The following is a 14,107-nucleotide window of genomic DNA, read 5'->3' on the forward strand; positions in this document are numbered from 1 at the left end:
TCCGGCCCTCAGCAGACCGGCACCGCGCCGCCCCAGACCGCCGAGATGTACGCGTGGCTGACGAACTGCCCGCTGGCCAGTCGATTCCACCGGTTGGTGGTGCGGTACGGGCCGGTCACGGTCTGCCCGGTCACGTAACACTCGATCGGCACGCTGGCGTACTGGGCAGCCAGGCCCCGGGTGCCGTAGTTGGTGCCCGGGCCGGTGCGGATGTTCAGCGGACCGTCTCCGACCACCCCCCGGGTGCCGGTACCCGTCCACAGGTAGGCCACGTCGACCCAGGCGTTCGTGGTCAGTTGCAGCCCGTCGAAGAAGGTCCCGTCGGCCAGGTCGATGCCGGCCGGGTTGAGCACCACCCGTCCGAACTGGTCCCGCCCGCCGTTGTAACCGGACTGGTAGGCGGCCTGGGCCTCCGGTCGACCCTGCGGCAGATCCTTCCAGTTCTCCCGCACCCCGCTGATGTTCCAGTAGTCGTCGCGGGTGTTCCACGGGCCGATGTCCCAGACCGGGGCGTACTCGCATCGGCTGCCGGTGGTGGTGCAGACCCGGACGGTGTAGTCCCCGCTGTTGCGGGGCGACAGGCTGCGCCCGGAGGGCAGGGCCACGAAGTGGTCACCGGGCACGATGACGTGCCCGTTCGCGGTCGTGTTGCCGACCAGACCGATCCGGGTGGCGAACACCCGGAAGGTGAGGCCGGGGGTGGCCGCGGTGATGGTGGGGACCTCGTCGGCGGTGAGCCGGACGGACCGGACCTGGGCGCTCGCGCCGGACCGGCTGGCGGTGAGCGTCACCCGGGTCTGCACCCGAGTGACCGGGCCGTCGAAGACGGCGGCCGGGCCGGCCGCACGCCACTCGGTCCAGCCGCCGGCCCGCCACCCTCGGACCTGGACCGTAGCGGCGGCCCCCGGCCTGACCGTGGCGGTGACCTCGACCCGGACCCGGGTGGCCGGGGCGGCCAGGGTACGGGCGGGGGTCACCAGCATCCCCTCGGCGACGAGGCTGTGCCGCCCCGGGGCCGTGGGTGGGCGGGCATCGGCCAGTCCCAGACCGGCCCGGGTGTGCCGGACGTTGACGTCGTCGGCGTCCACGACGGACAGGTCCACCTGCCACCGGTCGGTACGGGCGGCGGAGGCGGGTGTCGGGTGCAGGGTCACCGCCAACAGGGTGGCCAGGGCCATCGAGAGGAACGGAATACGGAGAGAATTCATGTCAATCCTCCATGTAGTTGGCTAATCCTGCCCAGATCGGCACAGCGATGAGAAGGGCGCTACAGATAGCGATACACGTGAATTGCGCTCGAAAGGGGGGATAATGGCGGGATGCCCGAGGGTGACACCGTGTGGAACACCGCCCGCCTCCTGGCTCGCGCCCTCACCGGAGCCCGGCTGACCGGCAGCGACTTCCGGGTGCCCCGGTTGGCCACCACCGACCTGACCGACTGGCGGGTGACCGACTGCGCCAGCCGCGGCAAGCACCTGCTGCTCCGGCTGGCGGAGCCGACCGGCGGGGCACCCTGGACCCTGCACTCCCACCTGCGGATGGACGGCACCTGGCGGGTGTACGCCCCGGGGCAACGCTGGACCGCCCGCCCGGCCCACCTGATCCGGGTGGTGCTGACCACGGCCACCGCCACCGCGGTCGGCTACCACCTGCACGAGGTGACGCTGGTGCCGACCGCCGAGGAGCACCGGCTGGTCGGGCACCTCGGCCCCGACCTGCTGGGGCCGGACTGGGACCCGGCCGAGGCGGTCCGCCGGTTGGCCGACCGACCGGCCGAGAGCATCGCGGAGGCCCTGCTGGACCAGCGCAACCTGGCCGGTGTCGGCAACCTCTACAAGTGCGAGCTGCTGTTCCTGCGCGGAGTCAACCCGCGTACCCGGGTGGAGGCCGTGCCGGACCTTCCGGGCCTGGTGGCCCTGGCGCACGATTTGCTGGCCGCCAACCGGGGCCGATGGACCCAGAGCACCACCGGGTCACTTCGTCGGGGCCAGACCAGCTACGTGTACGGGCGGCGGGCCCAGCCGTGCCGGCGGTGCGGCACCGCCATCCACAAGGAGGAACTGGGCGAACGGGTCACCTACTGGTGCCCCCGCTGCCAGCCCGCCCCGACCTGACCGCGGCGGGGTGGCGGGCGACAACACGCCGAATGAGCAGCAAATTGACACGATTGGGTACTTCCTTGCCGGCCGGTCAGGTCGCATGCTGCGGTTGAGCGCTCACGGATAGTCAATGCAGCGTGATGCGGCCGACCACGTCGGGGTGGTGACCGCCGCGCCCCGATCACCGGGAGAGCCATGGCCGTCTTCCGTAGACTCCGGTCGACCTGGCTCGACCGGACCACCCGCAGCGATCAGCCGGCTCCGCCCGCCACCCTGCCCGCCGCCCGTACCGATTCGGCGCCGGACGCCCTGGCCGGCCCCGAATCCGCCGGCAGCCCGGCCCCGGCCAGCCTGGACCCGGCGGCGGCGCCCCGTTGTTTCGGCCCGGTGCCCAACCACGCCCACAGCCCCCTGCCGGTGCTGGACGACACCGGGGCGGTGCTGGCCGGCACGGGGATCCGCAAGTTCCTGGACCCCCTGCCCGGTCTGGGCCTGGCGGGACGCACCCCGCTGGGGGCCGGACTTCCGGTGGCGCTGCCGGACACCATCAGCCATCCCGGCTGCGACTACTACGAGATCGGGCTGACGGAGTACACCCAGCGGCTGCACCGGGACCTGCCGGCGACCCGGCTGCGCGGCTACCGGCAACTGAACCTGGGCACCGACGCCGACGGACACAACACCCTCGCCCCGCCGCCCCGGGCCTGGTACCTGGGCCCGGTCATCCTGGCCCGCCGGGGCCGACCGGTACGGATCAAGTTCATCAACCAACTGCCCACCGGACCGGCCGGCGAACTCTTCCTCCCGGTGGATCCGACAGTGCCCGCCACCGGCCCGGGACCCCTCGGCGGGCCTGCCCCCTACCCGCAGAACCGGGCGGTGCTGCACCTGGCCGGGGCGCACGCCGGCTGGATCAGCGCCGGCAACCCCCACCAGTGGATCACCCCGGCCGGTGAGATCACCCCCTATCCGACCGGGGTGGGCCTGCGCCACGTGCCGGACATGCCGCCTCCCGGGCCGGGGGCCACGACCCTGTACTTCCCGAACGAACAGAGCGGACGGCTGCTCTGGTTCCACGACAACACCATCGGAATGTCCCGGCTGACTGTCTACTCCGGACAGTCGGCGCTCTGTCTGCTAGCCGACGAGGCGCAGGACCGGCTGGTGGCCGAGGGGGTACTGCCCGACGATCAACTGCCCCTGGTCTTCGAGGACAAGACCTTCGTACCGGACGACGCCCAGCTCGCCGAACAGGACCCGACCTGGGACCGACACCGCTGGGGGGCCCGGGGCAACCTGTGGCACCCGCACGTCTACCAGCCCCGGCAGAACCCGTACCAGCCCGACGGGGTCAACCCCACCGGTCGCTGGGACTACGGCCCCTGGTCCCGTACCGTGCCGGCGGCCGGACCGCAGGCCGGGCCGGTGCCGAACCCGCGCCACGACCCGGACGGCGATCCGGCGGAGCCCCCGGAGGTGCCCGGGGTTCCCCACCCCAGCGCGGTACCGGCGGTCTACGGCGACACCGTGCTGGTCAACGGCGCCGCCTACCCCTACCTGGAGGTCGAACCCCGGGTGTACCGGTGGCGCATCCTCAACGCCTGCACCGACCGCTGGCTGAACCTCCAGCTCTACCGGGCCGGCTCGGACGAGCCGATGTGGCACCCGGACGACCGGCTGGCCGACGCCCAGGCCGGTGAGGTGCCGATGGTCGAGGCGGTACGGGCACCGGGGCGGCCGGCGGGCTGGCCCACGGATGGTCGTCCCGGCGGTGTCCCCGACCCGGGGGCCAGCGGACCCGAGCTGATCCGGATCGGCAACGAGTGCGGGCTGCTGCCGGCCCCCGTGGTGATCCCCAACCGGCCGGTGGGGTTCCGCTACGACCGGCGCGATCCGGGGGTGCTCAATGTCGACGGGCACGCCCTGCTGCTGGCCCCCGGCGAGCGGGCCGACGTGCTGGTGGACTTCGCCACGGTGAACCCGGGCAGCACCCTGATCCTCTACAACGACTGTCCCGCCCCGTTTCCCGCCTTCGACCCCCGCTATGACCAGCACACCGGTGCGGCCGACCGGACCGCCGAGGGGGGTCCGCCACCCACCCTGCCCGGTTACGGTCCGAACACCCGGACCCTGGTGCAGATCCGGGTCACCGGCACCCCCGCGCAGCCGTACGACCTGGACCGGCTGCGCGATCGACTGCCGACGGCGTACGCGGCCAGCCAACGCCCCCCGATCGTGCCGGACCCGGCGTACGACCCCTGCTTCGGCACGGTCACCGCCGGGACGACCCGGATCCCGGTGCACGCCACCGGGGTCGAGTTCGTCCCCACCGGTGCCCCCGGCCCGGTCACCCTGCCGCTGACCGTCAAGGCGGTGCGGCAGGTCTTCGAGGCCGAACACGGCCGACTCACCGGGCGACTGGGGGTGGCGCATCCGCACGCCGGGCCCCGCGCCGAGACCCTCCTGCCCCTCGGGCCGACCGACCCGGCCACCGAGTTGCTGCACGTCAGCGACCCGGCGGTGCCGGTCGGGGCGCCCGGCGACGGCACCCAGCTGTGGCGGGTGTGCGGCACCGGCCGGCAGAGCCATCCGGTGCGCTTCGACGGGCTGGACGTGCAGGTGGTCGGCCGGGTAGGCCGCGACGGCACGATCCGCCCACCGGATCCGGGGGAACTGGGCTGGAAACAGATCGTCCGGGTGGACCCCGGCGAGGACGTGATCCTGGCGCTGCGCCCGGAGCCGCCGGCACTGCCGTTCAAGATCGGCGACAGCGTACGGCTGCTCGACCCGACCCGGCCGGTCGGCGTACCGGTCGGGTCCACCCCGGTCAGTCCGCTGGACGGGCGCCCGGCCTCGGTGGTCAACCAGCTGGTCAACCTGGGCTGGGAGTACCGCTGGTGCAGCGGGGCGGGCGGGCACCGTGACCAGGGCATGAGCCGCCCCCTGGTGGTGCGGGTGTCGCCCCGGGCACCCAGCGGGCTGACCGCCACCGCCGCGCCCGGTTCGGCCACCGCCCTACCGGCGATCAACCTGACCTGGACCGGTAACGGCAGCCGCCCACCGGCCACCAGTCACCTGCTGCAACGCGCCACCGACCCGACCTTCACCGACGGGTTGACCGAGTTGACCGTGGCGGCCACCGCCACCCGGTACACCGACGCCACCGTCACCCCCGGGGTCACCTACCACTACCGCATCCGGGCGGAGAACACCGTGGGCTGCTCCGCCTGGTCGAACAGCGTCCCGGCCTCGGTGCAGTTGGCGGCGCCGACGAAGCTGACCGCGGCGATACCACCGGCCGCGCCGTTGCGGGTGGCGCTGCGCTGGATCAACCGGTCCTTCGCCACCGGTGTGGACGTCCAGCGGGCCACCAACCCGACCTTCACCAGCGGGCCGGGCACCACTGCCATCGGGGTCGGCGACCACCACCTGGATCCCGCGGTCGCCCCGGACACCACCTACTACTACCGGGTACGCACCACCTACCTGGGTGCCGCCTCGCCCTGGTCGACCGTGGTCACGGTGACCAGTCCGCCGGCGCCGGGGGTGCCCACCTCGGTGAGCGTGGCCACCAGCTCACCCGGCCCGGACACCGCCGTGGTGGTGTTGAGCTGGGCGGCCAGCACTCCCGCCGGCCAGGGGGCCGGTTTCACCGTGCAGCGGGCCCTGGATGTGGCCTTCACCCGCGAACTGTCCACCTTCACCGTCACCGGCCGGGGCTTCACCAACACCGGCCTGGCCCGGGGCGTCACCTACCACTACCGGATCCGCTCCTTCAACGTGGTCGGCGCCTCCCCCTTCACCGCCCCCATCCCCATCACCACCCCGGACTGACCCCTGCGGTGTTGATCAAGAGGTTTCGGTCTGGATCCGTCGCCCCGACGACCAGAACCTCTTGATCAACGGGGCAGGTCGGGGGTGGGGTGGGGGCGCAGCTCGGACAGGGCCGAGGCGAAGCCGTGCAGCAGGTCTGTGGCCTCGGTCAGGCGGGCGGCGGCCGGGTGTTCGAGTTGGGGACGGTACTCCTCGGCCAGGTAGCCGGCGGCGGCCACCACCAGCCGCTCGTACGCCGCCACCCCGGCCTCCAGTTGGCCGGTGAGCGCCTGGTGCGCCTCCGCCAGGGGTGCCCGGGCCTCGGCGGGGGCCAGGCGGGCGGCCCGCTCCACACTGGCCACCCGGTTGGCCAACTCCCGCAGGGACTGCTCGGCGGCGCTGGCCTCGGCGACGGCCGGCTCGGCCAGGCCGGTCAGCCGACCGGTCATCCCGGCCATGGTCGCGGCGGCCCGGTCCAGCCGTTCCCAGGGCCCGGCCGCGCTGGTGCCCCGCAGGGCGGTGCGGGCCCGGGCCCGGCGTACCTCGGCCACCACCCCGGCACCGGCCGGCAGTCGTTCCACCGCGGCGACCAGGCGGGCCCGGCTGCGGGCGGCGGCCTGGGCCGGGTCCAGGGCGGGCGGGGCCGGCTGGGCGGCCAGGGCCCGCAGGTCCACCCACCGCCAAGCGGCCAGGGCGGTGGTGGCGCCCGCGGCGGCGGCCCAGGCCGCGTCGGCCAGCCCGATCCCGGCGTACGGGGTCAGAATGACGGCCGCACCCCCGAACCCACCCGCCAGTACGCTCCATCGCCGGGCAGAGCGTCGCAGCCTGCCCAGCCGCCGGAAGTAGCGGGTGCGTTCGTCTGCTGCCACCGTCGCCTCCTAGATCCCCCGCTCAGCCGGCGGCGCTGGCGTCGCCGGTGCCCCGGTCCCGGTTCATGGTCGCCCTGATCTCGTCCAGCCGGGCCACGGCCGGGTCGGCGGTCGCCGGCTGCGCGGCACCGCCCTGGGCGGCACCGGCGCCGAGCTGCTCACCGGCCATGCTGGCCCGGATCTGGTCCAGCCGGGCCGTGCCGGCGACATCCAGAGTGGCCTTCTGGATCTCCAGCATCCGCCCCTCGGCCGAGTTGCTGGCCAGTTCGGCGCGGCCCATGGCGTTGGCGTAGCGCCGCTCGATGCGGTCCCGGACCTCGTCCAGGCTGGGGGTGCTGCCGGGGGCGGTGAGGGCGGACATCGACTCCAACGAGGCGGCCACGCTCTCCTGCATCTTGGCCTGCTCCAGCTGGCTGAGCAGCTTGGCGCGCTCCGCCAGCTTCTGCTGGAGGATCATGGAATTGTTCTCCACCGCCCGGCGGGCCTGCCCGGCCGCCGCGAGGGCCTGGTCGTGCAGGGTCTTCAGGTCCTCGGCGGCCTGCTCGGCGGAGACCAGCTGGGTGGCCAGGGTCTGCGCGGACTGCTCGTAGCGCCCGGCCTCGGCCTCGTCCCCCTTGGCCCGGGCCTGGTCGGCCAGGACCAGGGCCTGACGGGCGTTGGACTGCAACCGCTCGACGTCGGACATCTGCCGGGACAGCTTCATCTCCAGCTGACGCTGGTTGCCGATCACCGCGGCGGCCTGCTGGACCAGGGCCTGGTGCTGCCGGTGCGCCTCATCGATGGCCTGCTGGAGCTGCACCTTGGGATCGGCGTGCTCGTCGATGCGGGCGCCGAAGAGCGCCATCAGGTACTTCCAACCCTTGACGAACGGGTTCGCCATCTCCGCGGTATCCCCTCAGTAGCGTTGCTGCGCCAGCCCCACCTCGGATGGCCCGGCGCGGCCACCGGCGATGGTGGGTCCATCGTCCCAGTCGAGCGCCAGCAAGACATCCGTACCGGCGACGAGGGAACGTACGCGATCAACCCTACGCGGCGGTTGCCACCGGGACCATCCGCCGACGAGCCACCCGGGGCTCAGGCGGCGCAGACCACGTCCCGGTCGGTGCGGTCGGCGGCCCGGACCCGGGTGCTGCGCAGGGTCGCCTTGAGTGGGGACTCCTGGTGCACCGAGACGGCCACCCCGTCCGCGCTGACCTGGCGTACGGCGCGGCTCGATGCCGTACCCACCGGGGTCGACTCGACCGTCTCGTTCGAGACGGGCACGAGCACCTCCGGCAACTGCTCGGCCAGCGCGACCGTGTCACTGACCTCACGCAGCAACTCGGAGAGGCGGGCGCCCAGGGCGTGGCAGATCGCGGCCAGCAGCTCGCTGGAGGGCTCCTTCTGGCCGCGTTCGATCTCGGACAGGTAGCCCAGGCTGACATTGGCGGCGGACGAGACCTCGCGCAGCGTGCGGTGCTGCCCCTGCCGGCGCGCCCGTAGTGCGTCACCGATCACCCGGCGTAGCAGGACCATCGCACCTCCCCTGGGGGACAGAGTACGCCTGACCGTGCGGCCCGGCGGCGGCACCGGCTCCGATCGACGGAGCCTTCCCGCAACCGTACCCGCTGTAGGCCGCTGCGACATCCCTCCCCGCCCGGCTAACGAGCCGCGTGGCCATTCTGAAATCTGCTCCCGACGGCCGCTTCCGCGCCTTCGGCGAGCTGGGCGTGCTCGGTGAGCAGCCGCAACGCCTCGGTCACGGTGGCACCCCGGATCTGGTCGCGTCCGCCGTCGAGGTCAAGCTCACGCACCTGGGTACCGTCCGGGCCGGCGACCGCGACGAAGACCAGCCCGACCGGCTTGCCGTCCTGCGGCTCCGGGCCGGCCACTCCGGTGGTGGCCAACCCCCAGTCGGCCCCGCAGCGGCGGCGTCCCCCCTCGGCCAGCGCCACCGCCACCTCGGCGTCGACCGGGCCGCGCTCGGCCAACAGCTGTCCCGGCACCCCGGCCAGCCATTCCTTCAGCTCGGTCGCGTACACCACCAGGCCGCCCCGGTAGACGACACTGGCCCCGGCGATCTCCACGATCGTGGCGGCCAGCAGCCCTCCGGTCAGCGACTCGACCGTGGCCAGGGTCTCCCGTCGCTCGGTGAGACGGTGCACCACGGCGGCCGCCGCGCGACCCATCGATCCTTCGGCTTCTCTGACACCCACGCCTGACATCCTTCCCGACCAGCCGGGGTTCTACTCGCCGCCGCGCGGTTCGGCCGCCCAGCGGGAGCGGGACGGGTCAGCTACGGGAGCGGCGAAGGCGCAGGGCCTGGGCGATGTAGTCGAAGCCGGTGACGACGGTCACCACCACCGCCGCCCCCATGATCCAGGGACCCACACCGGCCAGCCCGGCCGGCATCGGCCACAGGTACCAGACGATGGCCAGGATCTGCAGGGCGGTCTTGACCTTGCCGCCGCGGCTGGCCGCGATCACCCCGCGCCGGATCACCCAGAACCGCAGGGCGGTGATGCCGAGTTCGCGGGCGAGGATGAGCCCGGTCACCCACCAGGGCAGCCGGTCGTAGAAGGACAGCAGCAGCAGGGCGGCGCCGGTGAGGGCCTTGTCGGCGATCGGGTCGGCCACCTTGCCGACCGCGGTGATCAACCCGAACCGGCGGGCGATCCAGCCGTCGACCAGATCCGTGGCCGAGGCCACCGCGAAGATCAGGCAGGCGGTGATCTGCCAACCGGGGTGGGTCATGCCGGAGAAGACCACGGAGACCGCGAAGACCGGTACGAGCAGCAGCCGCAGGGCGGTCAGCGCGTTGGCGGCGTTCACCACCGGCACCCCGGCCGCCACCGGAGCCGGTGTCGACTCGGTAGCGCCGGTCATCGGCCCACGCTCGGGCACCCCATGCTGTCGTTCCCTCTCGTCTCGCCCCGCCGTCACCGTGTCGCGCCGGGCGCCGCCGAGATCATCTCATCCGGCACCGCCAGCAGGTCCACTCCCTCCGTGCCGGTCACCGTGGCCCGGACCAGGTCACCCGGGCGAAGCGCGGCCAGATCGACCCCACCGCCGTCCGGGGTGACGAGGGTGGTCGAACCGTCCACCTCCGGCGCCTGGTGGGCGGCCCGCCCCTCGACGAGATCCCCGTCGACCGAGTCGACCAGCACCTCGACGGTCGTACCGAGCCGGTCCTCGGCGCGCTGCGAGCACAGTTCGTCGGCCAGCGCGCTGAGCTTGTCGTACCGGCGCTTGATGGTGGCGGCGGAGACCTTGCCGGGCAGCCCGGCGGCCTCGGTGCCGTCCTCGTCGCTGTAGTCGAACATGCCGATCGCGTCCAGCCGGGCCTCGGTCAGGAAGCGGACCAGTTCATCGACGTCAGCCCGGGTCTCGCCCGGGAACCCGACGATGAAGTTGCTCCGGGCCCCGGCCTGGGGGTCCAGCTCCCGCGCCGAGGCCAGCAGCTCCAAGAACCGGTCGGTGGAGCCGAAGCGTCGCATCCGGCGCAGCACGGGCTCGCTGGAGTGCTGGAACGACAGGTCGAAGTAGGGCGCTACCCCCGGGGTGGTGGCGATCGCCTCGATCAGACCCGGTCGGGTCTCGGCCGGCTGGAGGTAGCTGGCCCGGACCCGGACGATGCCCTCGATCGCGGCCAGTTGCGGCAGCAGCTTCTCCAGGGCTCGGGGGTCGCCCAGGTCCTTGCCGTAGGAGGTGGAGTTCTCGCTGACCAGGACCAGCTCGCGGACACCGCTCTTGGCCAGCCACTCGGCCTCGGCCAGCAACTCGTCCGGGGTACGGGAGACGAAGGCGCCCCGGAAGGCCGGGATGGCGCAGAAGGCGCACCGGCGGTCGCAGCCGCTGGCCAGCTTGAGGGAGGCCACCGGCCCGCTGTCGAGCCGACGCCGCAGCACCGGACGCAGATGCGCCGGGGTGTGCTCGTCGACGTCCGCGCTCCGACCGTGCCCGGGCAGCGACACCGCGCTGTCCCGCCGGGCCACCGGGGTCAGCGGCAGCAGTTCCCGCCGGTCGCGGGGGGTGTGGGCGGTGAACTCGCGGCCCTCGACCACCGCGTCCAGCCGGGCGGCGATCTGCGGGTAGTCGTCGAAGCTGAGCACCGCCTGGGCCTCGGGCAGGCTGTCGGCCAACTCCCGGCCGTACCGCTCTGCCATGCAGCCCGCGGCCACCACCTTGGCGCCGGTGTCGGCGGCGGCCAGCAGGGTCTGGATCGAGTCCTGCTTGGCCTTCTCCACGAAACCGCAGGTGTTGACCACCACCACGTCGGCGCCCTCGCCGTCCGTGGTCACCTGCCAGCCGTCGGCGTGCAGTCGGGCGGCCAACTCCTCCGAGTCGACCTCGTTACGGGCACAGCCCAGGGTCAGCAGGGCTACACGACGACCGTCAGAAGAGGTGGCAGACACCATCCGAGGGTACCGGGCCGCCGTGCCTTCCCCGGCGGGGCGGGCGCGGTGTCCAACAGGTCGGGCGGATCAGCTCGGGGAGACCGGGGCCAGGGTCCGGACCAGCCGGTCGAGCAGGAACACCTCGGTGCCGCCCAGGCCGACCGAGCAGAAGACCGAGAGCTGGTCCGCGCTGGTGCGACCCGGTGCCGCCCCGGCCAGCACCGCGCCCAGGTCACGCAACCGCGAGGCGTACGGCGCTTCGGCGGCCAGCATCGGCGGCACGTACGCCCCGGCCTGCGCCGGGGAGTCGGTGACCAGCACAGCGGCGGCGTCGAGAAGATCCAGGCCGAACTCCGTACGGTCCCGCTGTTTGAAGCCGACCGCGTTGACATGGGTGCCCGGGGTCAGGTCGGCGGCGTCCAGCACCGGGGTCGGGCTGGTGGTGGCGAGCACCACCACGTCCCGGTCGTGCACCGCGGCGCGGGCGGTGTCCACCGCGCGGGCCGGGATGCCCAGTTCGGCCCGCACCCGGTCGGCGAAGGCGCTCCGACGGGCCGCCGACCGGCTGAACACGGTCACCTCCCGCAACGGGCGTACGGCGGCGGCCGCCCAGACCTGGGTCCAGGCCTGCCCGCCGGAGCCGATCACCCCCAGGGTGGTGGCCTCCGGTCGGGCCAGCGCGTCCACCGCGACCCCGCCCAGCCCACCGGTACGCCGGGACCCCAACTCCTCCCCCACGGCCACCGCCCGCACCGCGCCGGTCCGCCCGTCGTGCAGCACCACCACCTGCTCGGCTCCCGGATGACCGAAGGTGTCGTACGACCGGTAGCCGTACCACTGCCCGGTCAGGTGCCCGGCGGTGAGCACCATCCGGCCGGCGCCCAGCGGCGCGGCGGCCCGGGGCGGCGCCACCAGCCGCCCCTCGTACGCGGCCAGCAGGGCGTGGCGCATCGCCTCCACGGTGGTCGGAGCGTCCAGGGCGGCGGCGACCTCCGGATCGGAGATGAGGAGGGTCATGCCTTCCATCGTGCAACGTCAAGCGAGGTTGAGGTCCACCTCAGGTGATCGGTCTCACCTGAGCCTGGGGACCGGGGACGGTGCTACGGTCGACCCCGGTGGCCCCTGCGGCCCCCCGGACGAGTCGTGGGCGTACCCGGTCAGGTCAAGACGCCCCGGAACTGGACCCGACTCGTCCCGTGCCAGGTGGCTCGGGCGACCGTGAAGAGGTGACCCGATGGCCTGGATCGTGCTGGTGCTCTCCGGACTGCTGGAAACGGCGTGGGCGATCGCCCTGGACCGCAGCGCCGGCTTCACCCGGCCCCTCCCCTCCGCGGTCTTCGCGGTCACCCTGGTGCTGAGCATGGGTGGCCTGGCGTACGCGCTGCGGGAGATCCCGGTCGGCACCGGGTACGCCGTCTGGGTGGGCATCGGGGCGACCGGCACCGCCCTGGTGGGGATGTTCGCCCTCGGCGAGTCGACCAGCCTGCCCCGGATCCTGTGTCTGCTGCTGGTGGTCGCCGGAGTGGTCGGCCTGAAGGCCTTCCACTGACCTTCATCCCAGGGGGTGGGCGTGACGGCCCGCACCAGTGGGTAGAGACCGGACGGCAGAGGAAGACTCACCATCCGGAGGCAGACATGGCCACCAGCACCGTTCGTTCGACCAGCGCCGCCCGCATCTGCACCATCGTGGGCTTCGTGTGCGCGGTTCTCGCGTTGCTGCTCAATCCGATTCTCTTCGGAGTCATCGGTCTGGTCCTCGGCATCGTCGGCGCGGTGCTCGGCGACAAGCCACTGGGCTGGTACGCCGCCGGCGCCAACGTGGTCGCCATGCTGCTCAGCATGTTGATCCTCGGCGCCCTCTGAGCCACCGACCCGCCACGGGCCCGCCGCGACACGCGGCGGGCCCGTGACGTATGCCCATCGGTGCTCTCGGCGGCGGTCAGTCCTCGTCGCCGCGCAGGCCCGCCAGGACCTCTTCCAGCTCGTCCGGTTTGACCAGCACCTCGCGGGCCTTGGAGCCCTCCGAGGGGCCGACCACCCCCCGGGTCTCCATCAGGTCCATCAGGCGGCCGGCCTTGGCGAAGCCGACCCGCAGCTTGCGCTGGAGCATCGAGGTCGACCCGAACTGCGAGGTGACCACCAACTCGACCGCCTGCACCAGCAGGTCCAGGTCGTCGCCGATGTCCTCGTCGATCTTCTTCTTGCTGTCCTGCGCGGGGGCCAGCACGTCCGGACGGAACTCCGGTTCGCGCTGGTCCTTGCAGAACTTCACGACGTCGTTGATCTCGCGCTCGGTTACCCAGGCGCCCTGGATGCGGATCGGCTTGGAGGCGCCCATCGGCAGGAACAGCCCGTCGCCCCGACCCAGCAGCTTCTCCGCACCCGGCTGGTCGAGGATGACCCGCGAGTCGGCCAGCGAGGAGGTGGCGAAGGCCAGCCGGGAGGGCACATTGGCCTTGATCAGGCCGGTCACCACGTCCACACTCGGCCGCTGGGTGGCCAGCACCAGGTGGATGCCGGCGGCCCGGGCCAGCTGGGTGATCCGGACGATGGAGTCCTCCACGTCGCGGGGGGCGACCATCATCAGGTCGGCCAGCTCGTCCACGATCACCAGCAGGTACGGGTACGGCCGGATCTCCCGCTCGCTGCCCGGGGGCGCCTTGATCTCGCCGTTGCGGACCTTGCGGTTGAAGTCGTCGATGTGCCGGACCCCGTTGGCCGCCAGGTCGTCATAACGCATGTCCATCTCGCGGACCACCCACTCCAACGAGTCGGCGGCCTTCTTCGCGTTGGTCACGATCGGGGTGACCAGGTGCGGGATGCCCTCGTAGCCGGTCATCTCGACTCGCTTGGGGTCGATCAGCAGCAGCCGCACCTCGTCCGGGGTGGCCCGGGTCAGGATGGACACGAGCAGCGAGTTGAGGATGCTCGAGTTGTGGGTCGGTATGTT

At 72.8% G+C, this 14,107-nt stretch carries 12 protein-coding genes, 1 pseudogene and 1 riboswitch; of the genes and pseudogenes, 4 read left to right on the plus strand and 9 right to left on the minus strand.

Annotation, left to right across the window (positions count from 1 at the left end; translation table 11 throughout):
- Positions 1 to 8: 8 nt before the first annotated feature.
- Complete coding sequence (locus ABZ795_RS11490) at positions 9 to 1,208, minus strand: hypothetical protein (protein ID WP_357530246.1); 1,200 nt, start codon at positions 1,206 to 1,208, stop codon at positions 9 to 11.
- A 111-nt stretch (positions 1,209 to 1,319) separates the two neighbouring features.
- On the opposite strand from ABZ795_RS11490, the gene ABZ795_RS11495 reads away from it, so the two are divergent.
- Positions 1,320 to 2,114, plus strand: coding sequence for a DNA-formamidopyrimidine glycosylase family protein (locus ABZ795_RS11495; RefSeq protein WP_357530247.1), 795 nt, complete (start codon positions 1,320 to 1,322; stop codon positions 2,112 to 2,114).
- A 180-nt stretch (positions 2,115 to 2,294) separates the two neighbouring features.
- The gene (locus ABZ795_RS11500) at positions 2,295 to 5,933 is read left to right on the plus strand and encodes a hypothetical protein (RefSeq protein WP_357530248.1); all 3,639 of its coding nucleotides are present in this window, start codon (positions 2,295 to 2,297) and stop codon (positions 5,931 to 5,933) included.
- A 65-nt stretch (positions 5,934 to 5,998) separates the two neighbouring features.
- Here the strand turns inward: ABZ795_RS11500 and ABZ795_RS11505 are convergent, their stop codons facing one another.
- The 7 genes from ABZ795_RS11505 to ABZ795_RS11535 form a co-directional block, all read right to left on the minus strand.
- On the minus strand, positions 5,999 to 6,781 hold the full coding sequence (locus ABZ795_RS11505; RefSeq protein WP_357530249.1) for a hypothetical protein: 783 nt from the start codon (positions 6,779 to 6,781) through the stop codon (positions 5,999 to 6,001).
- Positions 6,782 to 6,803: 22 nt separating this feature from the next.
- Positions 6,804 to 7,661 (minus strand): PspA/IM30 family protein, encoded by an 858-nt coding sequence (locus tag ABZ795_RS11510; protein WP_327022165.1) that lies wholly within the window; start codon positions 7,659 to 7,661, stop codon positions 6,804 to 6,806.
- A gap of 194 nt (positions 7,662 to 7,855) precedes the next feature.
- Entirely contained in the window at positions 7,856 to 8,296 is a 441-nt protein-coding gene (locus ABZ795_RS11515; RefSeq protein ID WP_357530250.1) for a helix-turn-helix transcriptional regulator, read from the minus strand.
- Between the two features lie 125 nt (positions 8,297 to 8,421).
- Positions 8,422 to 8,949 (minus strand): CinA family protein, encoded by a 528-nt coding sequence (locus ABZ795_RS11520; protein WP_357530352.1) that lies wholly within the window; start codon positions 8,947 to 8,949, stop codon positions 8,422 to 8,424.
- A gap of 103 nt (positions 8,950 to 9,052) precedes the next feature.
- A complete protein-coding gene (gene pgsA, locus ABZ795_RS11525) occupies positions 9,053 to 9,646 on the minus strand; it encodes a CDP-diacylglycerol--glycerol-3-phosphate 3-phosphatidyltransferase (RefSeq protein WP_357530251.1) in 594 nt (197 codons plus the stop codon).
- A gap of 53 nt (positions 9,647 to 9,699) precedes the next feature.
- Positions 9,700 to 11,178 (minus strand): 30S ribosomal protein S12 methylthiotransferase RimO, encoded by a 1,479-nt coding sequence (gene rimO / locus ABZ795_RS11530; RefSeq protein ID WP_357530252.1) that lies wholly within the window; start codon positions 11,176 to 11,178, stop codon positions 9,700 to 9,702.
- A gap of 66 nt (positions 11,179 to 11,244) precedes the next feature.
- The gene (locus ABZ795_RS11535; RefSeq protein ID WP_357530253.1) at positions 11,245 to 12,174 is read right to left on the minus strand and encodes an ornithine cyclodeaminase family protein; all 930 of its coding nucleotides are present in this window, start codon (positions 12,172 to 12,174) and stop codon (positions 11,245 to 11,247) included.
- Positions 12,175 to 12,269: 95 nt separating this feature from the next.
- A riboswitch (guanidine-III (ykkC-III) riboswitch) is annotated at positions 12,270 to 12,334 on the plus strand.
- A gap of 57 nt (positions 12,335 to 12,391) precedes the next feature.
- On the opposite strand from ABZ795_RS11535, the gene ABZ795_RS11540 reads away from it, so the two are divergent.
- Together ABZ795_RS11540 and ABZ795_RS11545 are read left to right on the plus strand one after the other, a co-directional pair.
- Positions 12,392 to 12,706 carry an SMR family transporter gene (locus tag ABZ795_RS11540; RefSeq protein WP_357530254.1) on the plus strand — a complete coding sequence of 105 codons (315 nt, stop codon included), beginning with the start codon at positions 12,392 to 12,394 and terminating at the stop codon, positions 12,704 to 12,706.
- Positions 12,707 to 12,792: 86 nt separating this feature from the next.
- On the plus strand, positions 12,793 to 13,020 hold the full coding sequence (locus tag ABZ795_RS11545) for a hypothetical protein (RefSeq protein WP_327022171.1): 228 nt from the start codon (positions 12,793 to 12,795) through the stop codon (positions 13,018 to 13,020).
- A gap of 76 nt (positions 13,021 to 13,096) precedes the next feature.
- Here ABZ795_RS11545 and ABZ795_RS11550 read toward each other — a convergent pair.
- A pseudogene (locus tag ABZ795_RS11550) lies at positions 13,097 to 14,089 on the minus strand (FtsK/SpoIIIE domain-containing protein); the annotation flags it as partial.
- Positions 14,090 to 14,107 lie beyond the last annotated feature (18 nt).

The organism is Micromonospora sp. NPDC047134 (genome assembly GCF_040643455.1).
Classification (GTDB): domain Bacteria; phylum Actinomycetota; class Actinomycetes; order Mycobacteriales; family Micromonosporaceae; genus Micromonospora.